Source organism: Pelagibacterium sp. H642 (assembly GCF_031202855.1).
Taxonomy (GTDB): Bacteria; Pseudomonadota; Alphaproteobacteria; order Rhizobiales; family Devosiaceae; genus Pelagibacterium.
The window spans coordinates 312,016-337,948 of the sequence record NZ_CP101829.1; the positions used below are offsets into that span (position 1 = coordinate 312,016).

Annotated in this window: 28 protein-coding genes; 3 read left to right on the plus strand and 25 right to left on the minus strand. The window is 59.3% G+C overall.

All coding sequences use genetic code 11. The features are described 5' to 3' along the window. Positions 1–76: 76 nt before the first annotated feature. The 6 genes from NO934_RS01615 to NO934_RS01640 all read right to left on the minus strand — a co-directional run bounded on the left by NO934_RS01615 (position 77) and on the right by NO934_RS01640 (position 9,125). A complete protein-coding gene (locus NO934_RS01615) occupies positions 77–2,293 on the minus strand; it encodes a hypothetical protein (RefSeq protein ID WP_309161833.1) in 2,217 nt (738 codons plus the stop codon). Between the two features lie 77 nt (positions 2,294–2,370). Continuing rightward, entirely contained in the window at positions 2,371–4,512 is a 2,142-nt protein-coding gene (locus NO934_RS01620; protein ID WP_309161834.1) for a fibronectin type III domain-containing protein, read from the minus strand. Then, entirely contained in the window at positions 4,491–4,868 is a 378-nt protein-coding gene (locus tag NO934_RS01625) for a DUF6950 family protein (protein WP_309161835.1), read from the minus strand. Before NO934_RS01625 ends, NO934_RS01620 begins: the two co-directional genes overlap by 22 nt. 1 nt (position 4,869) lies before the next feature. Then, positions 4,870–5,406, minus strand: a complete 537-nt coding sequence (locus tag NO934_RS01630; RefSeq protein WP_309161836.1) for a hypothetical protein — start codon at positions 5,404–5,406, stop codon at positions 4,870–4,872. A 13-nt stretch (positions 5,407–5,419) separates the two neighbouring features. Continuing rightward, entirely contained in the window at positions 5,420–6,133 is a 714-nt protein-coding gene (locus tag NO934_RS01635; RefSeq protein WP_309161837.1) for a hypothetical protein, read from the minus strand. After that, complete coding sequence (locus NO934_RS01640; RefSeq protein WP_309161838.1) at positions 6,117–9,125, minus strand: tape measure protein; 3,009 nt, start codon at positions 9,123–9,125, stop codon at positions 6,117–6,119. Before NO934_RS01640 ends, NO934_RS01635 begins: the two co-directional genes overlap by 17 nt. Before the next feature lie 61 nt (positions 9,126–9,186). Between NO934_RS01640 and NO934_RS01645 the strand changes: the two genes are divergently transcribed. Further along, the gene (locus tag NO934_RS01645; RefSeq protein ID WP_309161839.1) at positions 9,187–9,369 is read left to right on the plus strand and encodes a hypothetical protein; all 183 of its coding nucleotides are present in this window, start codon (positions 9,187–9,189) and stop codon (positions 9,367–9,369) included. 8 nt (positions 9,370–9,377) lie between these two features. On the opposite strand, the gene NO934_RS01650 is transcribed toward NO934_RS01645, so the two are convergent. The 14 genes from NO934_RS01650 to NO934_RS01715 form a co-directional block, all read right to left on the minus strand. Beyond that, a complete protein-coding gene (locus NO934_RS01650) occupies positions 9,378–9,566 on the minus strand; it encodes a phage tail assembly chaperone (RefSeq protein ID WP_309161840.1) in 189 nt (62 codons plus the stop codon). Between the two features lie 8 nt (positions 9,567–9,574). Next, positions 9,575–9,916, minus strand: coding sequence for a hypothetical protein (locus NO934_RS01655; protein WP_309161841.1), 342 nt, complete (start codon positions 9,914–9,916; stop codon positions 9,575–9,577). After that, a complete protein-coding gene (locus NO934_RS01660) occupies positions 9,916–10,356 on the minus strand; it encodes a phage tail tube protein (RefSeq protein WP_309161842.1) in 441 nt (146 codons plus the stop codon). Before NO934_RS01660 ends, NO934_RS01655 begins: the two co-directional genes overlap by 1 nt. A 63-nt stretch (positions 10,357–10,419) precedes the next feature. Then, on the minus strand, positions 10,420–10,842 hold the full coding sequence (locus tag NO934_RS01665; RefSeq protein ID WP_309161843.1) for a DUF3168 domain-containing protein: 423 nt from the start codon (positions 10,840–10,842) through the stop codon (positions 10,420–10,422). A 1-nt stretch (position 10,843) separates the two neighbouring features. Continuing rightward, a complete protein-coding gene (locus NO934_RS01670; RefSeq protein WP_309161844.1) occupies positions 10,844–11,308 on the minus strand; it encodes an HK97-gp10 family putative phage morphogenesis protein in 465 nt (154 codons plus the stop codon). Positions 11,309–11,311: 3 nt separating this feature from the next. Next, positions 11,312–11,707, minus strand: coding sequence for a head-tail adaptor protein (locus NO934_RS01675; RefSeq protein ID WP_309161845.1), 396 nt, complete (start codon positions 11,705–11,707; stop codon positions 11,312–11,314). 162 nt (positions 11,708–11,869) lie between these two features. Continuing rightward, positions 11,870–12,415 carry a head-tail connector protein gene (locus NO934_RS01680; RefSeq protein ID WP_309161846.1) on the minus strand — a complete coding sequence of 182 codons (546 nt, stop codon included), beginning with the start codon at positions 12,413–12,415 and terminating at the stop codon, positions 11,870–11,872. Next, on the minus strand, positions 12,415–12,594 hold the full coding sequence (locus NO934_RS01685; protein ID WP_309161847.1) for a hypothetical protein: 180 nt from the start codon (positions 12,592–12,594) through the stop codon (positions 12,415–12,417). Before NO934_RS01685 ends, NO934_RS01680 begins: the two co-directional genes overlap by 1 nt. Positions 12,595–12,642: 48 nt before the next feature. Further along, complete coding sequence (locus NO934_RS01690) at positions 12,643–13,929, minus strand: phage major capsid protein (protein ID WP_309161848.1); 1,287 nt, start codon at positions 13,927–13,929, stop codon at positions 12,643–12,645. 98 nt (positions 13,930–14,027) lie between these two features. After that, on the minus strand, positions 14,028–14,633 hold the full coding sequence (locus NO934_RS01695; RefSeq protein ID WP_309161850.1) for an HK97 family phage prohead protease: 606 nt from the start codon (positions 14,631–14,633) through the stop codon (positions 14,028–14,030). Beyond that, a complete protein-coding gene (locus tag NO934_RS01700) occupies positions 14,630–15,889 on the minus strand; it encodes a phage portal protein (RefSeq protein WP_309161852.1) in 1,260 nt (419 codons plus the stop codon). Before NO934_RS01700 ends, NO934_RS01695 begins: the two co-directional genes overlap by 4 nt. Beyond that, a complete protein-coding gene (locus NO934_RS01705; RefSeq protein WP_309161853.1) occupies positions 15,889–17,823 on the minus strand; it encodes a terminase TerL endonuclease subunit in 1,935 nt (644 codons plus the stop codon). The genes NO934_RS01700 and NO934_RS01705 overlap by 1 nt, the downstream gene beginning before the upstream one ends. Beyond that, a complete protein-coding gene (locus NO934_RS01710) occupies positions 17,789–18,175 on the minus strand; it encodes a hypothetical protein (protein WP_309161854.1) in 387 nt (128 codons plus the stop codon). Before NO934_RS01710 ends, NO934_RS01705 begins: the two co-directional genes overlap by 35 nt. Before the next feature lie 462 nt (positions 18,176–18,637). Then, on the minus strand, positions 18,638–18,844 hold the full coding sequence (locus NO934_RS01715; protein ID WP_309161855.1) for a hypothetical protein: 207 nt from the start codon (positions 18,842–18,844) through the stop codon (positions 18,638–18,640). A 24-nt stretch (positions 18,845–18,868) separates the two neighbouring features. On the opposite strand from NO934_RS01715, the gene NO934_RS01720 reads away from it, so the two are divergent. Further along, a complete protein-coding gene (locus tag NO934_RS01720; protein ID WP_309161856.1) occupies positions 18,869–19,195 on the plus strand; it encodes a hypothetical protein in 327 nt (108 codons plus the stop codon). A 971-nt stretch (positions 19,196–20,166) separates the two neighbouring features. Here the strand turns inward: NO934_RS01720 and NO934_RS01725 are convergent. Both NO934_RS01725 and NO934_RS01730 read right to left on the minus strand, forming a co-directional pair. Beyond that, the gene (locus NO934_RS01725) at positions 20,167–21,012 is read right to left on the minus strand and encodes a hypothetical protein (RefSeq protein WP_309161857.1); all 846 of its coding nucleotides are present in this window, start codon (positions 21,010–21,012) and stop codon (positions 20,167–20,169) included. A gap of 417 nt (positions 21,013–21,429) precedes the next feature. Continuing rightward, positions 21,430–21,888 carry a hypothetical protein gene (locus NO934_RS01730; RefSeq protein WP_309161858.1) on the minus strand — a complete coding sequence of 153 codons (459 nt, stop codon included), beginning with the start codon at positions 21,886–21,888 and terminating at the stop codon, positions 21,430–21,432. Between the two features lie 152 nt (positions 21,889–22,040). Between NO934_RS01730 and NO934_RS01735 the strand changes: the two genes are divergently transcribed. Next, a complete protein-coding gene (locus NO934_RS01735) occupies positions 22,041–22,757 on the plus strand; it encodes a hypothetical protein (protein ID WP_309161860.1) in 717 nt (238 codons plus the stop codon). A 267-nt stretch (positions 22,758–23,024) separates the two neighbouring features. On the opposite strand, the gene NO934_RS01740 is transcribed toward NO934_RS01735, so the two are convergent. Genes NO934_RS01740 through NO934_RS01750 form a run of 3 tightly spaced genes read right to left on the minus strand, consistent with a single transcriptional unit; the run spans position 23,025 to position 25,700 of the window. After that, positions 23,025–25,118 (minus strand): AAA family ATPase, encoded by a 2,094-nt coding sequence (locus tag NO934_RS01740; RefSeq protein WP_309161861.1) that lies wholly within the window; start codon positions 25,116–25,118, stop codon positions 23,025–23,027. Continuing rightward, entirely contained in the window at positions 25,102–25,350 is a 249-nt protein-coding gene (locus NO934_RS01745; protein WP_309161862.1) for a hypothetical protein, read from the minus strand. Before NO934_RS01745 ends, NO934_RS01740 begins: the two co-directional genes overlap by 17 nt. Then, positions 25,350–25,700, minus strand: coding sequence for a hypothetical protein (locus NO934_RS01750; protein ID WP_309161863.1), 351 nt, complete (start codon positions 25,698–25,700; stop codon positions 25,350–25,352). Before NO934_RS01750 ends, NO934_RS01745 begins: the two co-directional genes overlap by 1 nt. Positions 25,701–25,933 lie beyond the last annotated feature (233 nt).

A 25,933-nucleotide genomic window follows, 5' to 3' on the forward strand; every position in this document is an offset into this window, starting at 1 on the left:
GGGGCGACGCTAGTATTAGGTTCTTGATATACTCAGTTCTCCGGTGGCGAATTTCGGGCTCTGGCCCGAACGACGGTCAGAACTTCGGCTGCATCGACCCGAGCGTCGTGTAATCGGCTCCGAACGGAACCAACCCGACTACCTCCAATGACTGAAAGGGCGTAGCACTCTGGGACAGAAGTTCGATAGTGCACCATCCCTCGTTCGTGGTGATCATGACGGCAGAAGGCAGACTGCTGAAACCACTACGAATGTACCTGCTGTTTGCCGCGTCCCAGTTCTGACCTGCCGCAGATAGGAGCCCTGGATCGGCGGCCGAGGTAACGAGGTTCCCTGCCGCATCGTAGAATTGGATGCGATATCCCCAAACCGGCCCATCGCTATTTATGTCGAACCCTGCACCCGCCTTGCATTTGATCCATTGCGACGTGAAAAGGGTGCCAACTGCGGCAGTCCAACCCCTGCCCGACTTCGTCAGATTGGCCCCGACAACGCCGAATTGGCTGGTTGCCGACGCTAGGTTCGATGGGCCGTATGGCAGCGAAAACATGATGACGCGGTCGACGAATGCCATTCGGTCACGGATCACCTGATTGCCAATACCGGCGTCAGTAACTGTGACGTTTAGGCCATGAGGCTCGATGCCATCGCGAGGGGTGCTCGTCCAGCTCTGGGTGATCAGATTATTCGACGTGCCAGCGTCGAAGTTGAGCACAATTCCTGTGTTTTCTAGCCTTGCTTCTAGGAGGCGGTTGGATTGCCCAACCTTGAAGTCAAGAAGAGTATCCCGCTCAAGAACGGGTGAATACCAGATGTTGTGATTGTGGGTGTAAGTCCCGCCGATAATGACGCGCCTGAACCGACCCCCGAAGAACCTGTTTTCGTTGATCCATTGAATCGGCGTTCCGTCCGGGGTCGGGTTCGTTGCAAACTCAAGGCGCTCGTTCTGCCCAAAGTAGAAGTTACAATAGGCCAGCGAAGTCGTGGCGGGATCATTGGAATCCGCATATAGCTGGACGTAGTCCACATTGCCGATATGGACGTAGGTATTCTTAAGGCCCACCAGTTGGAGCATGGGCTGGTTAGGGAGTGTTCTTTCGGAGCCCTCACCTGTCGCTCCGCTCCAAACGATACTTCTGATCCGGAGCGTATAATCGTGCCGATTGCGCGAGTCCGCCCGCATCTTAACGGGGAGCATATCGCCATCGCCATACAAAAACGCCGCCTGCAGGTCGCACCCCGGCACACGAAAGAAGTCCACCTGTCCGCCGAGAAAATGGATATCGTCCTCATCGGTTGTAAGCCTAACGCCCAGATGAACGGCCACATCACCTGCCAGTTGGAGAAGTGGCGCGTCGTCAGCAACGCCGTCGCCAACGGTTCCGAATTGCCGGGCCGTTATCGCTCCTTTCGACGGAACAACATAGAACTTTACGCCGCCGACGTTTTCTCGATGATAGCCGTTGGGATTTGAATCCTTGTCGAAGGGTCCTGCGTCACTGGCCGCAACCAAAAACACAAACCCCTCTTCCTCGGTGCGAACAACGTCTCCGGCGACAACTTCGAAGTCAGCGCCGGATCCTGCGTAGCCGATGATCTGGTTGTTGTCAGCAAATAGGCTCGGGGCTGTCTTGAACCATGCGCGCGCAACAACGCTCTGAGCGGCATTGACCGCTCGATCGGCCTCGGTTGTTGCTATCGACGCGCTGTTTCCCGCCTTACTCGCGCTCTGCGCCGCGCTAGCTGCGGACCCTGCATCCAGCAACAGCTGATACCTGCCATCCCGCAGGGCGAACATGACCGTTCCGGTCCACTCGCCTGCGGCCAGAGGATTGCCGGCAAGGTTCACGACCTCGCGTGGGGGCTCGCCATGGATCGTGAGAGTCAGAGGGCCAGTGTTGTCCACATCCACGAACGCGTAGAAAACATCGATGTCGGCGGGATTGACGCCGGAACCCACCAAGCCAGTCTGGGCCGTGGCACTGCCCGAAAGCTCCACGCGGGCGAACGTGTCTGGGAAGCCCCTGCCCTTCACCCAAGCGTTTGCCTGCCGGTAATAATAGCCGTTGTTCTCTGCGTCGGGATCGTCCAGCACGATGCCCATGTAGTTCTCACTGGGCGGCGTGATGGCCTGCAGGGACGCGAGCGTGTTACGCGTTACCGCGGCTCCGGACTGCCCCTGCAACTGGCGCAGCAGGGCACGGATGCGCGGCTTTTCCGGCTCGTAGTCACCGCTCCCCGGATTGCCAGGCGTATTGAAATCACGAAAAACGCTGTCGATCGTTTCGGCCATGGGGCGTCCTTGTCAAAGAAAAAAGCCCCGCTCTCGCAGGGCTGATAGTTCGATCTGTCGATGGTCTATTGGCGGCCTTATGGCACCACCACGGCGCCGGTTGCGCTCAGCGCAGAGGCCACGAAGTTCGAGCCGTTCACGGCTGCGACCCAGTAGTAATAGGTCCCCGCCGATACAGTGTCGGTGTAGGACTGGTTGGTCTCAGGCGAACCGTAGACCGTGCCCAGCAATGCCGCGGAACCGCTATCGTTGATGGTGTTGCGATAGACGCGAGCTCCGATGGCATTGCTGCTGTCGGGCTGGGTCCACTCTAGCACCACCTGACCTGCGGACGGTGTTGCCGAAAGGCCCGTAACGGGGTCAGGGGCGCTTGTGTCGGGCGTCGCTGTCACTGTGATAGTCGGCGACCAATCCCCGGTCATACCCGCCGGCGAGCGCGTGCGGACACGCACATCGTAGTCCACATCCTCATTGACCAAGCTGCTTTCAGCTAGTCCCGCCCCATCGCTGATGGCCATGGAAATCCATGTGCCCAGCCCGGAAGTGCGGTATTCCACTTCCTGCTCCAGAGCTTTGCGCTCGGGCTCCGTCCAGGTGACCAGCAGGAACGCACCAGCGCCCCCGCCGCCCAGCGTTCTGCGCGCCACGCTGACGTTGATGTCTTCGGGCGGATCGAGCGTGATGGGCGAACTGGTGTCGGGCGGAGTTCCAGGCGCTGTGCCTTCCTCGAGCTCCGCGTCCCACAAGTAGGCTGTCTCGGACAAGCTGGTGACGTGAAGCTCGACGCCGGTCATGTCCTCGAGAATGCGAACCGATCCGATCAGGAACGTGGTTTCGATTCCAAGCGGGTCGAACTTGATCGTCACCGTCTCCTCGTCGATGGCGTTGAAGCCATAGAAGTTCGTGACGATCGTTCCTGACCATTCCGGGTTGTTCTTGTGGGTGTAGATCTTGCCCAGGCGGCGAGCCTGCGCATGGTGCGGAGCTCCCGAAACGTCCAGCTTCTCGGTGAGCACAGCTCCGCGCATGGCGATGTTGCCCACATCCATCCAGCGCTCGGCTTCCGTTTCCTGGAAGTCCAGGTTGGGTTCGGTGTAGGTGATCGTCAGTTCGTTGAACGCGGCGAGCGCCTGTTGACCTTTGCGTAGATCAGCCGAGACGATGTGCCCCTTGGCGCTATCGAGGGTGAGAACCGGAGGAACCCACTTACCGCCACGGATACCGATTTTACCTTCCGTGGTCAGGTACAGATCGCCGTCACAGGGCCGCAGAAAGCGCGGGAGAACGTCCCGCATCTGCTCGGCCATGGAATAGCCATCCCAGAGCCGATAGCGCTTGATTGTTCCGCCGGCCTTGAGCGGCACCGGCTCGTCGCAGAGATCCGCGAACGCCTCGAACGATGCCTTGTCGATCTGGCTCTTGTGGTATCCCGCGCCATAGGCGAACCCGGCGCCATCTACGCCCACAAGATAGTCGTAGATCGCATCGGCCGGATTGTCGGACCAGACCATGCTCCCGGTTCGAACCGATTCCACGATCGAGGCATCCATGACGACGCGCACGTTCGGATTGAGCTGCGGGTAGACCTTCGGGATTTCGCTACCGTCCACCTCCTGGAAGATAGCCAGGCAGTTTGCGACACCGCGCATCCGGTGGTTTGGCGTGACCTGTGTAAACGCCGCATCAAGCTGCGAATGAACGGTCTGGTTGGCCTCCCCCATCTTGAAGAAGATGCGCACCACCTTGCCGTTTTCGTCGGCGCCCTCGTCGTACTGTTCCTGTTCGACATAGCCGTTGGCGTCGAGCGTCACCTGCCCGTCGTTTAGCCAGATTTGCTGGATGGCCGATATCCGCCCCTCGTTGAGCGTCATCAACTGGTAAAGGTAGCCGTCCTTGTTCTCGAAGAACCCGATGGTGCCCCCGACCATCACGCGGCCGTAGTAGCGCAGGCGCGGCCCAAGGGACTGGCGGATGGTGGCCTGCCGGTCTGTGGGGGCCGTCCTGCCGATACGGGGAGCGGTCAAGGCGCTTGCCAGCATGCCGGCGCCAATAAGAGCCGCACCGATGGCAATGTTGCCCACAAGGATCGCTGTGGCGCCGTAGAACGCGCTCTGCCCCAGCAGCCCGAGAATGGCGGTGCCGACGGTGAACGGATCGGCCTTCGCCGGCGTGGTCAACAGGACCAGCCACGCGATCGCTATATAGACCAGATGCGCCACGCCTTAGCCTCTTTGGTAAATGCCACGCCTGCGGGTGATCGGGCAGCCCAGTAGTCGCCGGTCCAGATCGCGCAGATGCCGGGATCTATGACTGCGAAACTGCCGGTGGATGGGGTGCGCTGCCGCTTAGCGCCTACGCTGCGCGCCAAGCCGGACACGAGCCGCAGCAAACCGCCCTCGCGGGCGACCAGCGCCGCTTTCTCGTCTTCGGTGGTGTAGGTGCCCCGCAGGTGCGCCGCGGGGTCTTCGCCGTGGTTGAACTGCCACCAGTCTGCGATCCACAACGCGCAGTCGGACTTGCCCCACACGAACGGTTCGCTCGCGTAGCGGCTTAGGAAACCAGCAATGTCGGTCATGCTACCCGCGCAGCCAGTTCACGGTCTTGTTGATCAGCGCCGGCATGAACTCCATGCCGCGATCACCGGGCCAACGGGCCTGCTGGTCCGCGTCAGTCATATAGGCGTAAGGAGCCCGGATGCGGTTCACCATCAGCGTTTCCGCCGTCAGCGTGATCTGCTGTTCTTTTGCCCCCGCCCGGAATGCCATTGTGTCCATATTCCCCGCCCAAATGGCGATGGGATTAGCCAAAGGCGTGTATGCGTCCTGCAGAAACTGGATGAACACCGCGCATGGTTGCCCGGTCACTTCCTGGGTGTTGCCCGCGGCATAGGTGATCAGTTCGTTGTCCACGCCGCTAAGCGTGAACGTGGCCGGTGGAGCGGACAGGTTGCGGCTTTGCTCAAGGCCGGAAGCGGAAATCAGCGAGCCGCTGGCCCACCACTTCCGACCGTCCAGCGTTTCGAGTTCCCGAAGCCCGTCCCACGTCCGAAACGGCGCGGTGCGGAACTGGAACTCATAGAGCGTTGCCACCGAGACGCGCTGCCCCTCGGCCATGGCCTGCACAACATCAGGTAGCATAGAGGTCTGCCCTGCCGATCGGCTCAACCAGTTCGAGATTTACCGTGCCCCACTTTCCGAGGCGCAGGTCCAACTTTCCAACGTCATCAGCGGCCAACTGCCATAGGCACTCAGCATCGAAGTTGATTTCGTCGTCGGTGGAGATGGTCGACCGCAAGGGCGGAGCGATATGCACTGTCCGCTCCGTGCCGGGGTTATCCAGGTCGACCGGGTCATCGATATCCGTGATGACGTAGAGCCACGAGTTGCTCGAAAAGAACGTTCCGACGACCAACGGAATGTCGGTATCGAGCACAAGCGTAGACGTTCCGGCCAGTGCACCTGCCACAGGGTTGGTCGTCCCGCCCGCTGGCCTATACCCGCTACCGTCCGAGAACAGCGCCCCGTCGCTATGCGGAACTTTGCCGCCCGGCACCGGGATAGCACCCATCTCGTTGCGGCTGACACGATACATGTCGCATACCCGCGCCCGCAGATAGCCGAACCGGCCCTGCAGTTTGGCCAGCACGACGCGCAGGCTGCGCGCCTGATCCTTCTTGTGAATCGGGATCGTCGCCCGCCATATCCATCGCTGGCTCAACGGGGAGATGATCTGCTCGAAACCGTTGATCGCCATACCGCCAGACCTGGTGTTGGCGATCAATTGCGGATCGCTTCTATCCGAGACGCGAAGGTTGGGTGGGAGATCAACGATATCGGGCATCATAATTACTCATCGTTCCCGGCATGGCCCGGTCGTAGGTCTGGACTGTGCGCTTGGAGATTTCGGCCGAAACAGGCCCGCTTACTTCGATGATGCGGGTTTCGAATGCCGAGCCTTCCTGCACCTCAAGGGCGATGCGGATGGGTTGAATGCCCTGCCCGGACCCCGGTGGAGAGATCATCGGCACCGACGGAGCCACCAGACCGCCGTCCGCGTAGCCACGGAGCGAGCGATGAAGAGCCTCGAGATTCCTTACGCCGGCTTTTGATACGGCCTGTTTGGAGAACACATATTCCCCGCCGTGAACGACGCCTTTCGGCTCGTGCTTGCCACCTGGGCCGGTGTACCCGCCCTCTGCGAAACCAAGCATTCCGCTGATCCCGCCCGTGAGCAGGTTCAAACCGATGCTAAGCATGTTTCTCGCCAAGTCCTTGACGACATCGTTGAGAATGTCGCCGGCACTTTTGCCTTCGATAAATCCATCAATGATGCTGTCGAGAGCATTACGCGCCGCCGACCCAAGATCGTCGAAGGCTTGTCGGGTACGGTCCTGAATTTCAGTCAGGCGGGCAGCATTTGCCGCTGCCTGGGCGTAGCCGTCAGCCAGTTGTTCGATTTCGGCACGTCGTTGCGGCGTGATTTCCAGTCCGGCTTTCGCTGCCGCGTTCTCGAGCTCCATCTGGGCTCGAAGGCGTTCAACTGCATATCCGTAGTCATTAACTAGCGGATTGAGTTGGGACTGAAGATCGTACTCAGCCTGCATCAATGCGAGGCGTTCACGGTACTGATCGATCTCGCGCTGGAATTCGTCCTTATCGGACTTCTTCCCGCCACCACCCTTTTTGTTGTTCTCGGCCCACGCTAAGTTTGCGCGCGCCAGAGCTTCGACTTCGGCATCGGTCAGGAACGCGCCGTCTGGCATGTCCTTGCGGATGGACGAAATTTCATCCTCAAGGTCTCGCTGCTCGCGGGTCAGAGCGTTCCGGCGCTCCTGCTCGGCAAGCCATTCTTGTCCTTGGTTGATTGGGACCATGCTGGCCGCATCGGCTTCGCGGAACGTTCGAATTTGCGCTTCACGGGACATTCCCGTTGCGGCATCCATTTCCGCTCGAGCCAATCGCGCGGCATCGGCAAGCGACAGAAAGTTTCCTGTCAGGCTGATCAGCACCGATTCAAGCCAGCCCATATCAAGGCCGTTCGCATCGGCGATATCCAGAATGGCGTCTAGAGTTTCTTCTGCGGATTCCGCCGTTCCATCGAATTCCCCGACCAACGTTTCGAGCTCAGAGACAATGTCGTCGGTGAACCCCTGCGCGCGAGCATTGTCGGCGAGCGAGGCATAGAATTCCTCAAGCGAGGCCAAAGCGTCATCGACAGCCACGCCAGTGACCGCGACTTTAGCCTCCATTGCGCCCCAACGGCGGGCAACCTCGTCAAGAGCCAATGCCAGATCGGCGACATTCTGCGAAACATCTGTTTCGCGGATGGCCAGCATTTCCGCACGAACGGCTTCAGCTTGCACGCGACCATCGGACAGCGCCTCAGCCATCTGTCGGATGGTTTGATATGCCCCCTGATCTATGTCGCTGGCGAGTGCGTTGCGAATGTCGTTCGCACGAGAAACAATGGCATCGAGATTGGTAAGGTCGGCGTTTGCAGTGAATGGCTCGGAAAATTCATCCTGCAGCGTACCATGCCGAAGAACATCCATGTTTTCCTGAGCCTGCCGGCCTTCGCGTCTGGATTCTGCTTCGGCCAGTTTGTCAGTTGCCTCGGCAGCGGCCTTAAGCCCTTCAGCAGCAGCGTGACCGGCAAGACCGAGTTCTTCCATTTCGCTGGTGATGCTCTCAATGGAGCTTTTCACCCTCGCATTCTCGGCCACCATATGCTGGAGCCCGAGCAGCACGCCCCCGCCGATAATCATGGACAGCGGGCCGGCGGCGCTGGTTAGCGCTCCGAACGCCGAAGCAAGTGATCCCGTGCCGGCAGCGGCAGCCGTCAGCATCCGGACGAAGCCGGTAATGCCCTTCCCAGCCGTACCCAGCGCAGAGACCATGGGAATGATCGACCGCCCGACCAGCGCGCCCGCAAGGATAGCAGCTAGCTTCAACCCGACGTCTGCGAACGTGTCGAAATTGTCGGCTAGCGCATTTAGGCCGGCATTTAGGGCAGCGGTTGCCCCAAGGCTCTGATCGGCAGACCCAATGTATTGCACCAGGGCGTTCTGGACGCGCGTGATGCTATCTTGAATCGTGGCATTGGTGGTTTCAAACGCAGCATCGACCTGCGACCCGGCCGACAAGATGGCCTTGAAAATCTCTTCTGAAGTGAGTTTTCCTTGCGCGCCAAGCTCTTTCAGGCCGCCGATTGTGGTATCGAAATAATCCGCCATTGCGTCCGCGAGCAATGGCGCATTTTCACGAACCGATCGTAGTTCGTCGCCTTGTAGTACGCCTGACGACAAGCCTTGCGAGAGTTGCAGGATACCAGCGGCCATTTCCGATGAGGCCGCGCCGCCCGCCTTGAAGGCCTTGTTGACGATCTCAGTGGCACGGGCGATTTCTAGCTCTGATTTCGCGACATCGCCGGCACTGCGCAGCATACGGCTGTAAAGCTGCACCGTATCGCCAAAGGAGGCGCGGGTGTCGTCAGCGATCTGCCGAATACCTTCAAGGTCACGCCCCGCCATACCCACGACGGACCCGGCAGCCGCGACCTTATTGCCTGCCTCGGTCCACGCGTCTGCGTACTGCATGACCTCGCGAGTCGCGAGGACCCCACCAATACCCGCAAGCGGGCCGGTGAGGCTCTGCATCATGTTGCGACCGACATTTGCAAATGCGCGGTCGATCGACTGCCCCATCGAATGGAAGCGCCGATTGACCTTGTTGCTGAATCCTGTGACTTCGGATTCGATACGAGAAAATGACCTGCGCAGAGCGGCCATTTCGGTGGCCATACTGATGATCAGATCATCGGACTTGTCAGCCATGCGCGGGTGCCTTTAGATACAAAAAAACCCGCGCGAGGGCGGGCTGGAATGGGGGATGGGAATGGCTTATTTATTCTTGGGGATTGGCGCCGCCGGATCACTGCTTATCGGCTTGGCTGCCGTCGCCATGCTTGCGTCTGGAGAGCCGGTGGCGGCCATTTCGTTGGTGCCGTATGTGTTTGGAAGCCTGGTGTTGCTGGGAATTGGAGGGGTGCTGGAACGCCTAGACAAGCCCCGCTCCTAGCATCTCACCTAACCGTATTTCCTCACCAACTCGTCTAGGTCGGCTTCACTCGGCGGCTCAACGGGCTTCGTCCCGCCGTTTGCCTCATTGCGTCCCTCGATCGCGTCGATGAATTCAGTGAGCGTTGAGCCCCAAAACACTTCGGGCGGCCAATTCAGAGCGCCGAACGCCATCCGCATCCACTGCCGCCAAGGCAACGGGTCATCTAGACCTCCGTCGTCTCCTTGGCGGCTTCGCCGTTTCCCGGTTCGTCACCGAAGTGGTGCGCCAGCGCTTCAGAGAATGCCTTGGCAATAGCCGGGAAGTGCCCCAGCCGGAGTGCAGCAACAGCGGCTTTGGCGTCGCCACGCACCGTTAGAAGCTCCAGGCCAGCGATAACCGTGTTAACCTCGACGTTGGCAAGCTTCTCGAACAGATCGCCCATCGAGCGGCTTTCGAGCCGGGTAGACAGCTTCGCCAACCCCGACATTGTGGCAGCAATTACGAGGTCAACGTCGCCCACCTTTAAGGCGACTTCTCCTCGCGCGCCGTTGACCTCAAGAGCCATCAGCTAGCAGCCTCAGCAACGAATGTGAGCGGGCCGGCAGCAACAAAGGTGGACGAGAAGTCCATGTTGCCTTCCATCTCGCCGGAGAACTCAAACTCCGAAACGAACCACGAGCCGGTGTAAGTGCCATCACCAGGCACAATCACCTTGGCGTTGAACGACGTCGCGTTACGGACATGGGTCATAAGCGCGTCGGCGTTCGCGCCAGACACGAACTTGCCCGAACCAGAGAAAGTACGGTTCACGATGCCGGGCTCGGCCGTGCGCTGCACAGGCCCGCCGGGATTTTCGCAGTCCGGGATAGTAGTGTCGACTTCGTTGGCCGACAGGTTAAAGCTGCGAGTCTGGATACCGCAGAGATTGGTGAAGGTTTCGGGACCGGGGTCAACGTTGCCATCACCGATCTGAATGAGCAGCGTGCGGCCTTTTTGCTGAGGCATGGTGTTTCTCCAAAGAAAAACCCGCCTCTTGGGCGGGCTGCTGTTAGGGATTAAGGGGTTCGGCTAGGCCTCTTCGACGCCAGCCCAGAACTCAATGACGCCATGGTTTTTGATGCCGTCGGCGTCCTTGAATACCCGCGTTCTCCGGTGCTCGATCGTCACCAGATGATTGCTCGCCAAAGGCAGCGAACGGTCGTGCAGCGCACTGTAAACGGCATCGCAAATCCTGCGTGCCTGCGTGGTGTTATAGGCATCACCAGACCCCCATGACCAAACATGGAGGGTGACGAATATGCCCTGCGCCGAAACACACGTAGCGTCCTCTCGGTGAGCATCGGTATCGCCAATGACGACGTAAGGGGGCTCGGTGTCCGGAGGCACGGAGTCCGCGAAAATGTGTCCGGCCGGGACGAGAGCCGATATGCCAGCATCTGCACGCATGGCGGTCAGCATAGCGAACATCAAATCGAAGCTTTGATCTGCCATGCTATCGTCTCCGTCCAGCGTTGGACTCGCGAACAAGTCTGTTCACGACCTTGCGGACTTTTTTCTTCACGGTGTCTCGATTGGCACGCCAAGTTGGCATCACGTGGGGTTGTGGCTCGGTTCCTGGGTGTATGGTTCCGGCGAACAGTCCGCCATTCACATGCTCCGCGGTTCCGTACTCGAGAAAGCGCCAGATGAACTCGCCATAGATGGCTACTTCGTCCGGGTCTTTGGACTTCCGATATCCCGGTCTGGTCTTTGCCTGCGGGTTATCGTCCACGAAACCCGCCTCGATGCTATCTCTGTAGAACCCAGTGTCGCTTGGCGCACGGCTGGCAATCTTGGCTGCCACTTCCTTCATGGCTTCCAGCTTCACCTTGCGAAGCTCGGCGTCCAAGTCCTTCACAAACAGCCGCAGACGCTTCATGAGCCGATCGCGGCCCATAATCTGCATTCGTATGGCCATGTTTTAGGATTCCGCGTTCTCGCTAACCAAGATCTCGAGCCACGCGTTCTTGCCATCCGGGTCCACCGGCGGCGCCTTGATCGCGAACACCCGATTAGGCTTGCCCTCGGCATTGCTTCCCGCGCGCATATCCACGGCCCGCCAAGCGGTTGTGATGGCCGCTGCTGCAGCGTGCTGGCGGATGGTCATGATGTATGGCTGCTCGCCTTGGAGGCGGGCCGCAATGACGGCTTCCGATCCGCGCAAGGGGCGCAGGTTAGCATTTACCGGTGCGAACTGCTCTGTCCACTCGCCGGAGCCAGGGATTTCTTGGCCCCAGCCATCCGTTGCGGGAACTTTCGCCTCGAACCGCACGAGCTCGCGGAGGGCGCCGGCCCTAGTCGCTGGCTGTCTGGCCATCGTCTCCCCCTCGCGGCTTGCTGGTGCGCTCCGCCTTACCCTTTGCCATCGCCGCCTTCGCACACGCCGTCGTCACCAACCTGGTCATGCCGGATCGGTATGCGACGGTCACCGCGGGCGTCGGCTTCCAGTCGAAATCATCAAGGAAACGGACCCACGGCATCACGCAAACCGCCTATGGTTGCTCAATAGAGCATCGAACAGCGCTGTGTTCTCCCACACAGCAACGCCGCGATTTTCGTAAGCTTCGTCTATCCACGCCAGCATCGCGTATTTGACCGCAGGCGGCACATCAGGCGTTCCCACCACGGCGGTCACAGTGATGCGCGAACCCAATTGCGTCGCTGGCCACGTCTGCCCAAACCTCAAGGCGATCCGCGCTTCAAGACCATCGGCGCGGAGTTCGTAAACGTCGTCGCCCAGCGTCTGCTCTACTCCGTCAGTGTCAATATAAGTGATCACTGATACTGACTGCACCGGCCCCTCGGGCAGATATGCGAAATCGCACCACCGGTCGCACTTCAGTTCCACCGTTTGCGTCGCGAACCGCACGCCGCAATATTTTTCGACGTGATTGCGCGCCGCTTTGATCAAATCGGAAAAGTATTCGTCGTCATCAGCGAAGCTGACACGACATTGCCGCTTGGCCTCCGGCACCGTCACCGGTTCGGCCGTTGCCGCTACAGTAATCGTTGCCGGATACCACATCAGCCGCGCTTCTCCTTCGCAGGCTGCCGCTTGGTAGCGGTTTCCTTGGCCGGCTCGACGGGGATTGCGAAACCAGCCTCGATCAACCGGATAGCTTCAGACTCTGGGAAATCTCGCTCATCCCCTACGGCGAGGTTGTAAGCAGGGCCGGAAAGCCCGGTCAGCATTCGTACGTGCATAGTCGCCTCCAGTGGAAACGAGGCGCCGAAGCGCCCCGTCACGTTTGCTTAGGCAGAAGCCAGGATCAGGTGCTTCACCGCGGCGGTGTCGCCGAGTTCACCGTCAAAGCGGATGAGGCCGGCCACGCCGAGGTTCGGCCAGAAGCGTTCGCGCATCACACCGATAACCGGCGAGCCAACCTTGCGGACAAAGTACTTGCCGTGGTCACCGAAGATGATGGGCTTCGCACCCGCGGCAATGTCTGCCATGGCCTGGTTGATGCTATACCGGTAGCCGAGAAGAGCTCCGGGCTCGCCCTTGGTGATGTCGCCCATCTGCCAGAGGTAGTTACCTTCGCCGTCTTTAAGTTTGCGAACGGCCTTGAGCGTCTGGTCGTTAAACTGCCAACGGACCTTCGGCGCCGTCCGGTAGGCGGGGTTCACCGAATGGACCAGGTCAATCAGTTCGTCGCTGGCAATCGCTGCCTGGGCTGCGGCTGTAATGCCCAGAGTCGACGCCGTGACAATGCCATGGGGCGCGTTGGTGCCAGTCCCGATGGTCAGCTGCTTGTTCGAGATGCGACCGAGGCGCTCGCCGAGTAGAGAACCGAGCAGGGTTTCCATGTTGAAGATGGAGTCCTGCGCCAGTTCCATCGAGAACTTCACGAACTCGGTGTCGAACACATAGGCGTTCAGGGTCTTCTGGCCAAAAGTGACGTCCTTGCCGCCGTCATCGGTCAGATCAGAGCCTTCGGTGTGCGGCTCAGCTTCGACGGTGGTGTCATCGACGGTCGGTAGGTCGATCGGATTGCCGCCGCTCGTGTTCATGACGGTGGCAACATCGTCGTCGTACATCGGCCCCCATGCGGCCATCGATTTGATGATCTCGTTGGCGAGCTCCGTGGGGACGGTGTAGCCACCCGCCTGGCCGCTGGTGGTCAGCTGTGCGCGGAATTCGGCCTTTTTCTGCACGCCTTCACGAAGAATGCCGCGCTCTTCCGGCTCAAGCAGCGAGGGATCGCCCCCGACCGTGATGAACTTGTGGAACACGCTGCGATAGCTGAGCGGGTCGTTCTCGGGGCGGCGCGCGCCCTCGTCGTCCCGATCGCGAAGACCAGGGCGCTGGCGAGCGCGGTCTTCGGCGGCGCGTTCAGCCAAGCGGGCTTCGATTTCGGCCTGGCGCTCTTCGCGTTCGATCTGCCTTTCGACCTTGTCGAAATCGGCCATGATCTTGTCGTGGCGCTCTTCGAGCTCCGCGGCGCGGGATTCGTCGGTGTTTGCCTTGATCTCATCAAGGGCTTCACGAGCCTGCGTAACCAGTCGGCCGCGCTGCTCCTGCAGTTCAGTCAGGGACATACGTCACTCCAAATGAAAAAGCCCGCTTGCGCGGGCCGTGGTGTGCTTCTGAGGGTGAAATGGCAGGACAGCCCTGCCCTCCGGCTGGCGCCGGGTGACTACGGGGTGTCCTGCCGGATGCCCCGAATTTTCTGCTCCATCGCTGCCCTGCGCTCGGCAATGCGGCGCTGTGCTGCGAGCAAATTGTGGTTGGCGCGCTCCGTGCGCGCGGCTTCTAGCGAGCGGACTGCAAGGCTGGTGTCGTCGTAGGCCGGGAACGCGACAGCCGACACTTCGAAAAGCTCTACCTCGTGGATGGTGCGCACCGGTAAATCGCCGGTTTCGTCCCACTCCTGCTTTGTGACCCGGAAGCCGAAAGACATGCCGGACACGTCCCCCCGCTCCACTAACGTCCACAGGTCGCGACCGTCCATCGTGTCCGGAACGTCGATCTCGACTTTCAGGCCGCGTGTATCCACGTCCAGACGGAGGGTGCCGCTCTTGGTGCGTCCGATCACACGACCCGGGTCGTGGTTCACCAAAGCTCGAACGTCATCGTGGAGAGCCTTATCGAACGCACCGGGCGCGATTTTCTCGATGAAGTAATCACCGATGGTGGTATCGCGATTGAACACAGCCGCATAACCCTTCAGGGTCTTCTTGCCGCCATCGTCGGCGCGAACCTCGACCCCGAGATCACCGCCACGCTTTTCCAGTTCGGTCATGCGGCATCAGCCCCATCATTTTCGTTGTCGTCGTTAGCAGGCGGCTGCGCCGCGTTAGGTTGCGATCCAAGGGGCATGGTTGCCCCCTGGATATGCAGGTCATTCGCTGCACCACCCTTCGCAGGGCGGTTTTCAAGCGCGCGTGCTTCATCCGGCGTCAGAACCGCGTTCTGAATTGCCTTGGAGTAGCCATCCATACGGCTGGTGAAGTCGCCACGCTGGAGCGCGTCTAACGAGTGCTCCATAAAGCGATTGCTCCGGCTGGCACCGAACAGCTTGAGGTTGAATTCCTCTTCGGACATCCTCGCCCATTGCGCGATCAGGTGCTTGACCAGGTGCAAGTCCTGCTGCTCTGAGTTCGTGAACGTCGCGCGGGTCAGATCCTGCAGAAACACAGGCGGCAAGCTGAACACGCGGGCGATTTCCTCGATCTGGAATCGCCGAGCTTCGGTCATTTGACCCTTGTCTGGGTCAAAGCCGATCGGCTTCAGTTCGTAATCCGGAGGGATTGGCACCATGGAATCGCCGTTGTCGCGGGCAGCCTCGATAGCGCGCTTCATGTCACCCAAGGCTTGGGCAAATCCGCCTTTGCCGGCCGGGAGGGGCCCGGTCAGCGCCAACGGCGGGACACCGCCACCAGCGAAAAAGTTCGCGCCGTAGTCGCCCATGGCAAGCGCCAATTGCACGGCTTTGCCGGCCAAAAAAAGCGGACTGTAGACCGACACCATGTCAGACTTGAGCATGAACGGCAGGTCAATGACGTCTTCGGCCGGGTAATCCCTGCCTTCGGAGTGATACCACTTCTTGCCGCCCCGGATTGAAACCGTCACCCGGTTGTGTTCGAACGGCCAGATTGCCTCGATCGACGACCCATTCCGCTCAATCCATGCGCATCCGCGTCCAGGTTGACTGAAAACGCCCTGCCATAGATATTTTCGCATCCCATAGCTGGACCACTGCGGGTTTGGGGTCTCATTGACCAGTTTCTGAATCTTTCCGCCCACGCGCTCCGCATTGTCACCTTTGGAGCGATACACGTGCGCCGGCAGGTTCGCCATGCTGCTCGAGAGAAACGAAACAGCAGCGGAGAACGCCGGAACCTGCATCGCACTATCAAGTGTGACGACGGGAAGGTTCCCCGACTGGGCGCCGAAGTACTGCAGAAAGCCTTCTGCGCTTACCGGCACGCGGGGGTCTTCCGGCGACGCCCGCGTTTCCACGGAGCGACGGCCGATTTCAAAGCCAAATAGTTTCATCAAGCCGCCATGAAGTCGGTTAGAGAGAAGTCAGGATCATCCCAGGGGGACGTCGGCACTGTCGTCTGGACAACGCCATCGACTGCGGCACCAACTGCCATGCAGAGTGCGACGGCGGCATCAATGCGGACCGAAGCCTTCGCCTTCACGAACCATCTATTGCCCTGCGGATCGCTGTCGAACGTCGCCCCCATCAGAGCGGTCATAAGGACCGGGCTTTTTCGCATGCGGATACGGCCGTCGACGATCATGTTTTCGAGTTCGGAAACCGAACCCGGCATCCACAGGCCCTGCGGTGCGGGCTGACCCGCTGCCTTTGCTGCCTCAACCTTGGCAGGCTCAGGTCTGGCTCGGACCTTCCCGCCCTGCGGATGCGCGACGTGCTCTACTTCGACACCCAGTGCGTCGACCTCTTCGCGGAACTTGTCGTAGGCGTATCGGTCATAGGCCACCGCCTGAATGTCGAAGTCCTGATCGATCTGCGCCAGTCTCGCCGCCACGAAGTCGTAGCGGATGCGTTTCCCGGAAGGTGCGTTGAGATACCCTTGCTCCACCCAGACGTCGTACGGCGCCTTATCCGCTTTCGCGCGCTCTTTTAGGGTGTCGCCAGGCGTCCACGCCTCAACCCACGCGTCGAAGGTCGGCAGACTTGCGATCGACCCATCTTCGCGATTCATTTCCATGAAGCCGGTGGGCACAACGGCGGCCAATACGGTCATATCCCTCGTGCCGGAGAGATCGCATCCCAGAAACACTGGTTTGTCACGGTGCTCTTCGATCGGGTCGAACTCCGCCATGACGCTTTCCACGGTCGACCGGGGCATCCATGCCTTGTCGGCGTCCGTCCACATACAGAAGTGCAACCGCAGGATGCCGTTCGCCTTACCGGGGATTTCCTTTGCCTGCGCTACAACGCCAGCCAGGTATTCCTCGGTCAGAATAGTGCCGAGGAGCGGGTTGGCCTTTTTCCAGCAGGAAGGATCCTCAAGAGGATCGTCGTCCTTATCGAGTGCGCAGACATAAGCGAACGTGGTGTCGTCGATGACCTCACCTACGTAGGTGAAGTCGTCGTCCAATTCACGGGCTCCGGCGGCCACACGCACAGCGTGCTCATGCTCTTCCCAGCAGACGCTGTTCCTGTCTGATCCACTATTCGTGATCATCAACAGAAGCGGCTGGCGCCGGAATTTGAACCCGCGCTCGAGCATTTCCATGACCGCGCGGTCGGGATGTTCGTGGACCTCGTCGCAGAGAGCGAAGTGCGGCCGCAGACCGGACCCAGATTTGCCAGCCTCTTTTGAAAGGGGCCGAAAGAACGAGCCTTTGGCGTGATACGCTAGGTTAAATTCCTTTCCAGGTCCGCCGCTCGTCTTGGTGCGTTCAGCCAGCTTAGGGGACTGGCTGCGCATCTTGATCGCATCCCGAAAGAGGATGTTTGCCTGGTCCTTGGTCGCGGCGCACGCAAAGATCTGCGCACCGGGCTCGCTGTCGGCCATCATGCCATACAGACCGACACCGCCAGCGAAAGGCGACTTGCCGTTCCCCTTACCCTCTTCGATATAGGCGCGACGGAAGCGACGATTGCCAGAGGCGTTCTTCCAGCCAAACAGGGAGCCAAGTTTGAACGCCTGGCTCGGATGCAGCTTGAACGGCGTTCCTTCGAACTGACCTTCACTAAGCTTTAGTCGCTCCTCAAAGAAGCGGAACACGCGCGTCGCCGCGGCGTCATCCCAGTGCAGGCCGCGCTTGCGCGCGTTGGCCAAATCGTCGAAATGACGGCGGCAGGCGTTTCGCACATGAGGTCCGGCCACTTCCGTGCCGTCGATTACCGCCTGGGCGTATGCATTGACGCGATCGAGCGCCGGATGCTCGCCGCTGACCGTTGGCCACTGAGTGGCGCTAGTCGAGCAAGTCGTCTTTTTCGTCTTCACCATCAGGAATTGCGACCTTGGAGGCATCGGCTGGCGTCGCCCCCATCTGGCCAAGGCATTGTCGAAGCAGGTTAAGAGCCTGAACTCCGACCTCCTGCCCGGTCATCAAGCGACCGCGGATGTTGGACGCGATTTCGAGAAAGCTGCGATGGGAGCGGTTGAGCCATGGGATTTCGTAGGTGAACGTGTTCCAAGCCGTGCGAGCCTTGGTGAGTTCGTTGTCGACAATCCACTCCGGCGGTTCGCCGACCGGGTCGGTGACCGTAGGCTCGGTGCGATTTTTGAAGCGTCCTGCGTTCACATGGTCGCGCGCTTCTAGCTCGGCCTTAGCTTTTGGGGTGCGAGGTCTGGGCATTGTGACCTCCTTGTCGCCGGAGCCCGGTTTTCCACAGAGTTAACAGCATGCGTCATCTTGCCTGTTGACGCGACATATGGATGTTTTTGCCTGAAACGAATCAGCATATTGTGCTCTGGCACTCGCAAGGGGTGAGTGCCAGACATAGGAGTATTAAATGGGTAAGAACTCGCACATTGGACATCGGTCCAACACGTCAGGGCGTTTCGTCACCACACGATACGGTGAGGCAAACCCCGGAAGAACTACCCGGGAGCACATTCCAAATCCTGGGCGCGGAGACACCGGTCGCGGTAAGGGCAAATAAGCCCGCCACTGACCGACAAAGGTTTCCATGCATACTGGGCCAGCACTCGGAATGGGGTGCTGGCCTTTTTGTCCCAACATCTGAATTGCAGATGCGCACGTTTTCCGGGGGCCGCGGTCCGCAGAGACGCACCGATACAGCGATCGGAACACCCCCTACCTGACTGCCTCCGGTCGGACGAACGGAACGACGTTGTTGACCTCGCCAAGGGTGAGTGCCTTCGTTGGCACTACGATCACTGCGCAAAGCTCATCGCCAATCTGTTGGAAGCCTGTCACGCGGGCACCGGCTGCATATTGGCCAGCGACTGCCAGGTGCAGGCGGCCTTCGTGATCGCGATCAACGGACACGTTCATGCTCATGCTTCCTCCTCAGATTGGCCAGCCATGTTCGTCGTACTGGATAGTCGTTCGGCCCATGTCTTCGAGAGCGCCGTCGCTGTCGTGGTGCGGCTTACAAAGACTCTCAAGAATATCGGGGTCGAAGAACTTGCTGATGTCGCCTTTATGCCCGCCGGCGCGGTGATGAACTACAGTCGCGGGCTCAACAACACCCATGACAAGGCAACGAGCGCAGAGTGGATGCAGCGCGAGTTGGGTAAGACGAAGGTTGCGCCAACGCGCACTCTTATACAGGCGTCTATAAGCTACTGCTTCATCGCTGCGATTGCTTGTCATCGCTCGCCAGCCCTGCGTGCACACTTTTCTCTTTGAGCCATCCGTGATCTTCTAGCGGTGTATCTATGGGGGAAATCAATGAAGCCACATGTCCGAGCGGCTGTTGCCGCTGTAGCCATTGCTCACGCTTCCGGGGTGAAGGTGACCGCGGTCCATTCGCCAAGCGCGGGGTACATCTTGATAGACGCGGACGTTAGCGAAGCGCGTGTGGATGCATACGACTACACCAACGGATGCCACTTCGATGGCGATATTCCGAATCTATACCACTATGGAGTAGGTTCTCACGTTGACTTCGAGCCGCGGGGCGGCGGGAGATATGAGGGATACGACTATGGGGCCGGATGCCATTACGAGGTAACTGTCAGGGGACGATCAGCCGATCTATATGACTACGGCACCAGCAGCTACTACCAATACAGCGCCTGATTCGAGCGATGGAGTGAGGCGAAAACAGATGGGCATCACATCGAACTGCATATTGGTCGCCTCCGCAATTCTCATCGGGCTATGTGCCGTAGCAGCAGCGCTTTACCTTCGCCCGAGTGAATTTGAGCAGTGCTATTCGCGTATCGTCGAAGCCAACCGACTGCAGGGTCTTGCGCTCAACGAGTACGTCATCGGGGATGCAGCGCGCTCTTGCAGATAAACAAAAGCCCGGCGGCGCACCTATCAAGGGTGCAGCACGCCGGGCGCATGCAAAGGCCGCAGGAGGAGGGGAACAGCGCCAATGCATGATTCTGTGAGGGAGGACGCCCTACGTAATTCGCCTGCGGCGAAGTTCAAGGGTGCGCCCTACCCTAAGGCCTTCGCCGTGACAGCACCGAACGTCAGCACCGCATAGCGGGTCGCACCTGACAATCGGGTAGCGTCTATCACGGCGAGCGGGGCACCGAAGTGCCGCGCAACGAGATGAGGGGCAACGGTTGGTCCCGTTACCCAATTGTTACCCGACGCCCGAAGGCGCCGGGGCGGCGCGTAAGAACTCGCGCCCGCATGGGGTGAGGCTATGCCGCTTCGGCTGCGCCGTGGCGGTAATCAATGCGATGGCCGGTAATCCACTCCTTCACCATCGCCTCGATAGTCTCTTCACTCAAAGGCGTTCTGGCGTCGATGTGGGTATACCCGGCCAGAACACCTTTGGCGGCCAGGAGCCCCACGTGGGCAACGCCGCGTGCAAATCCCATGGCACCTGCCCTATTCCCGACGCCAAAGCGACGGCCCACTTGTTCGTATGTCTCACCCTCGACGACCATCGCCTCAAGCGGATCGACAAAGGCGCCGACTGCTTTGCGTAGCTTTTCCAGCAGGGACTTGGCATCAATCATCGCGTGCAGCTTGTCATCACCATTCCAGGGGCGCTGCACAGATGATGAGCGGACAGCAGAAGGCTCGCCCTCCTCATTCGAGATTACGCGAGCCTTCCGACCGGGCGTTGTAGCAATCGCATCGGCCGACTTGCTGCGACGAACCTTTTCAAAGGAAACGCTCCCGTCATCCTCCGCTTCTGACACATGAACGATCGACAGGTCTGCCGTCGGGCTAAGGCCCATCAACTGCGTGCCACTCGTGGCCGCTCTCTCGATCTGGCGGTAGCGAATGGCCACGAGCAACAGTTCGTGGTTTTTCTCGGCGAGCAGCGCCTTGGCCAAGGGCCATCCAATATTATCGTTTGCGGGGCACATCGTGCCGTCCCAGTCGCCCCGTTTGGCTTCCATCTTGGCGAGCCGACGTTTTTGCTTTTCGATGCCCGGAAGCTCGTGTGGCAAATATCGGATGGGCGATGGCAGGTCATCACCGTCTCCAATAAGGGCGCGGTGGTAGTTATCGTTGGCAGGGATAGGTGCAGTCAAAGCGACTCCTCCGGTCGTAGGTGGGTTTGAAAGCCGCGAGATTCTCAAAATGTCGCTTTGGTGCGGCTGTTGGTGTTTTCCGCTGGGGCGGAAATCGTCAATCTGGTGCGTTTGATGTTTATCTCTGCGAGACACGCCGCCGACACAATATCGCATTATGGTTTCTCAACGCCCGCTAGAGGCGAGACACAGGAGAGACATCATGCAACGATACGAAGAATTTCGTTCGACTTGTCCGTCATGCGGCCAGAATAATGTCGTGGTCACAAATGACTTGCCGGGTGGCTTGGATATCACCTGCTCGCACTGCCAGTCGCCAATAGGTTTATCTGTGCAATCCACAAATCGGCGTACAATCCAGCGGGAGCAACTAACTACGATGCAGGCGAAATAGCTCGAAACACTACCCTGGTCAGCCTATTCAGGTTCGCCAGGTTCGGGCGCGCGAGCCATTTCCGCGGCGTATTTCTTCTCCTCTTCCTCCATCAGACGCATGCAGTGCTCATAGTACTCATCGTCCTCGCGCTCCTGCCTGATTCTCTCCTGCTCCTCCTCGTATCGAAGCCTGGCCGCTGCTAGTTCTGCTGCTCGGTTCGGCCTCTTCGGCTTGACGGATACGGTCGGAGGTTTAGGCTCTGGCCTTGGGCTTTTGGCGCATTCGACGCACTGCCTTCGCTCCGGCACCCCAAAATCTCGTTCCATCTTGAATTCCGCCAGCGGACCGCCACGGCCGCAACGACTGCAGATGTACGTTGCATGCGGCGGCCACACCCCATTCATCATCTGGTGGAGTTCGTAGATTCGGTCGTCGATCTCATCCGCCTTGCGGCCGGGCGCGACCCGGTAAGGCTTATTGTGGTGCCTGCGTCTGGGCATTTGGTCCTCCTTTGACTGAACATACCCAGGTGGCAGCGACAGGCACCACCGAAGGGATGCGATTTTTTGTCGAGAAGCCAAGGTCGGGTGCTCCACCCCATTGGAACAGCCGTGCACAGATGCCATGGTGCTGTGTATTCTGAGGGCGCAGCATGAAGAGTGTGGGTAGAGCCGCCGGGGCGATTTTGGGCATCGTGGCAGGGCTTTGGGTCCTGCTGTACGTCATGTTTTGGTATCAACGGACCGGCTGTTTGGCCGCTTTCGACCGCGCTTGTAATGACGCGCTTTTGGTCTGGTTGGAACGCTTCGTGTCACTAGGTTGGGTTAGGGACTACCAGACTCTGCTAGCCGGATTTTTTGCACTCGTCGCAGGCGCGTTCGTGTGGCTTGCTGCCCTACATCAAACTTCGCATCAAGTCGCTCAGCGTAAAGTTGAGCGCGCTGAGACATTTGCGCAATATCTTCGATCCTTAATTGTTCGAGTCATAGAAATAGAACACGCAATAATCGAAGAAATCGATTGCAGGCCGAAGTTGAGAGATCTGCAATCAGAACTTCCAACGATATCCGCCTACTCACCACAGCTTTCTATGATTATCATGTCATCGCTAGATACAATATTTGAATCGTGGGATGATTTCGACGATGGCACCTCGGATTTTGACGGCGACGGCTGCAGACTGGTTGCTTTAGCAATTTTTCACACGATCGCCATCTTCATTAAGAAGTCGGCAAAGGGTGAAATTCCCTACTGGGAGAGCATTCGTCAGGATGTCTTCAATGATCTAAGTAAGCGCTCCGAAAAATTGGGTATCCAATTCGACACGAATTTAGGACCATTTCCATTAATGGGCTTCAACAAGCTCTAAGGGGGCCGCCACGGGGGCATGGCAGCCGCAGGTTTCAATCCGGACTGCCGGACATCCGGACACACCTAAAGGTGTGTGTCCGGCTATGTCCTGCGGGGTGTCGGGCGGACAAATCAACGGAAAACCCAAATGTCCGGCAATGTCCGGTCACACCTAAATGCTTGGATTTGCTAGCGCTTCTGCCGGACAAACTGTTTCCCTTGTTTTGTCCGGCGTGTCCGGCACCTCCATTTGCCGGACATTTTCTCAAAAATGGAATTGTCCGGCTCATTCTGGAGCTTCGTTCAGCCAGTACCAGTTGCCGATGTTGCCAACCCGCTCTCTCTCCAGCAACTGAGTGCGTCCACGGCTAAACTGCTTGACGCGCGTGTCCTCGTTCTCAGACGCCTTGGGGTGCTCATAGTAGGCAGCGCGCCACTGCTCTTCGGTCACAGCCAGAATGTCATCGGGAAAGTGATGTCCCGCTGGCTCAATCCCGTCCTTTTCGATGGCATGGCTTAGTGCCTCCAAAACATGGACGGACTTTCCGGTCGTGAGCTTCTTCGGCTTGTCATCCACCTGAACCACAACCGGCGCGGTGGTGGGTTCCCCGTCTTCATCAACCCCAACCTCAACTGACTCCATGCGGAAATGGGTTACGACGCCAGCCTCGCCGTCATTGGTGCCGTCGCATGCCAGGACGTATTTGCCGTCTATCTTGTTCACGATGAAGCTGGCATCTACAGCACCGTCGAGGTCGATCGAGCCTTTGGCGCGATCCGTTGACCAGCCAGTGTGGTGGATGACGGTCACGTGTGCTTTGGTCAAGTTGAGGATTTCGTCGCACGACTGAACAAACGCCGACATGTCTTTCGTGGCGTTCTGATCCCCGCCTCCGAAGGTTCGAGTCAGGGTGTCAATGATGATCCAGACGCAGGGCATCTCGCACGCTTCGGCGGCCTGGTTGATCAGCTTCGCCAACGTTCGTGCGTCATTGAGATTTCCAGTCAAATCAATGCGGCCGCCAACAACCAGCAGCGGCACGTCTTTGACACCATGCCGTTTCCTGAAAGCCAACATTCTTCGTTCGGTCAGATCCTTGCGCTCAGCCGCGAGATAGACGACCAGGCCCTGTTTTACGCGACGCCCATGCCAATCCATCCCGGCGGCAACGTGGCACGCCATGTCTGTGGTGATGACCGACTTGCCGGTGCCCGGCTTTCCCACGATATAGGAGAACTCGTTCTCACCGAAAACGCCCTTGATGAAGGTCTTCTTCGGCTTTGAATTCTCTATGTTGTCGAACCAAGTGAGTTCGAAACGCTCGCGCCGCTTCGATTCCGACAGAGGCTCGTTATCATTCGCTGGCTTGCCTAGGCCTTTAGCGAACTTTTCTGCCTGCTCCCGCTCTTTCTCCCTTTCTGCTTCTCGCTTCCCCCACATTCGCGCGAAATCAGAACGCATATGGGCCTCGTCGCGATATCGACTGGTCCAGTTGCCCGTGGCGGCCATAAACAGTGCAGCAGCCTCCTCAGCTGTGTGACCATCAAAATGAAGCTGCTCAACCACAGCGTATGCCTGCCCCGACCGATCTTCGCCCGGATCGAGGTTGCGGGCCAGCTTTTCGGCTGCACGCGGTGAAACTTCGATACCGTCGACGCTGGGCAGGTCGCCTAGCTCAATAGCCTTCGACTCGTTGGCGGTCGCACCCCGTCCCGCCACTGCCAGGGCCAGAGCCGCGGGGTCCGTATAGGTACCATCCCATGGTTGCGCGACCCGCACGGGCTGTGGCGCTGGCGAACGGCCGCGCTCGAGTTTTTTCGCGTTCGGGTGGTTGAGTGTTCCGGGTACTCGCCAAACGTGCGTGATGTCCTTCGTGCAGTGGTCTGAGGCTGTTGCCACCTGCAACCCCGCGGCAATTTCCTTGGCTACTGCGGGAGTAACTGGCCGATCGAATAGCCAGAAAGCCTGGAGATTCCCGGCAGAGGATTCGACGATGTAATTGGGCGGTAGCGGGTACTCACCGCCCGCATTGCCGGTGTCCGCGTCCATATCCGCGACCAGGCCAAGGACAGCGACGATGTCAGCTTCGGTGCCGCGCTTGCCGCGTTGCAATCCGCGGCGCATGACCTGCAATCCGACATAGGAGTTGGCACCCGGCGTCTCCAAGTGCGCTGCGATGGCGCCTGCCATACCGTCCACATCGCCTATGGCATGGTGGGTGATCGAACCACCGGTGTGGCCTGTGTAGTACGTTGCCGCCACCAACACGCCGTCAATGCCGGCGGCTAGGTCATGGAGCACTTGAATGTGAGTGCGAATGCCTTCCGAGGGGTCAGTGTCCTCAAGGAGTGATTGCTCGATGCTATTGGCTGCGGACACGGGCGCTCGCCTCCATTTGAGTAGTGACCATCTGCGTAATGCGTGCCGCGAGGCTGGGCGCGATTGCAGCCGTGCCGACGCGGTCCCGAGATTGCGGCGGGAACACTCGAACACCGGCGCCTGTGCGTTTGAGGACCAGTCCGAGCAGCTTGAGCTCGGAGTCAATTTCCAGATCGAAGGTGGCGAGAACGCCACCCTCAGCCGTTGCCGGTCTTATGCTGGTGACCCTCATCAGGCCACCTCCCCGCTCGCGACGGCTATGCCATGGTCGTTCTCGAGCTTCTCCTCGATTGCGGCGCGGACGAATGCAGCCGTATCGCGGTCCGCGATGTAGATGTCCGCAGCCCATCGCAAAGCATGCGCCGGAGCCTCGCCTTTGCCGTTCCATTCGACCAGTCGTAGCCCTCGCCGGCTGGTCCCGTCGAATTCAATATCCAGTTCTCCCTCCACCCAAAGCACGGGCGAATTCTCGATTTGCTCGACACCGCTGATCCGGCCATTTTCAATCTCGAAGAGTAGGCCGAAGCCGTGGGCGCGTCGGTCGTGGCGGGTGCGAATGTCGCGAGCTTGGCGGCGGGCCATAAGAATTGAGTCGTTCCCCTGGAGTTCGACAAAGCCGCTGAGCCGTTCGGATGGGTATGGAAAATTTCGCAAGAGTCCTCCTCTCGGCGTGCGGATATCCGACGCCGATTGTTCGCAATAAGAAGGTGATGGCGTTCGACTAAGCGGCTAGCCAGCCGCTGCTGGTGCGGGTGTAGACGGTGTCCAACTCGTTTCCGGCCACTGTCTGGACTTGCCTAACGTCGGGGTCGATG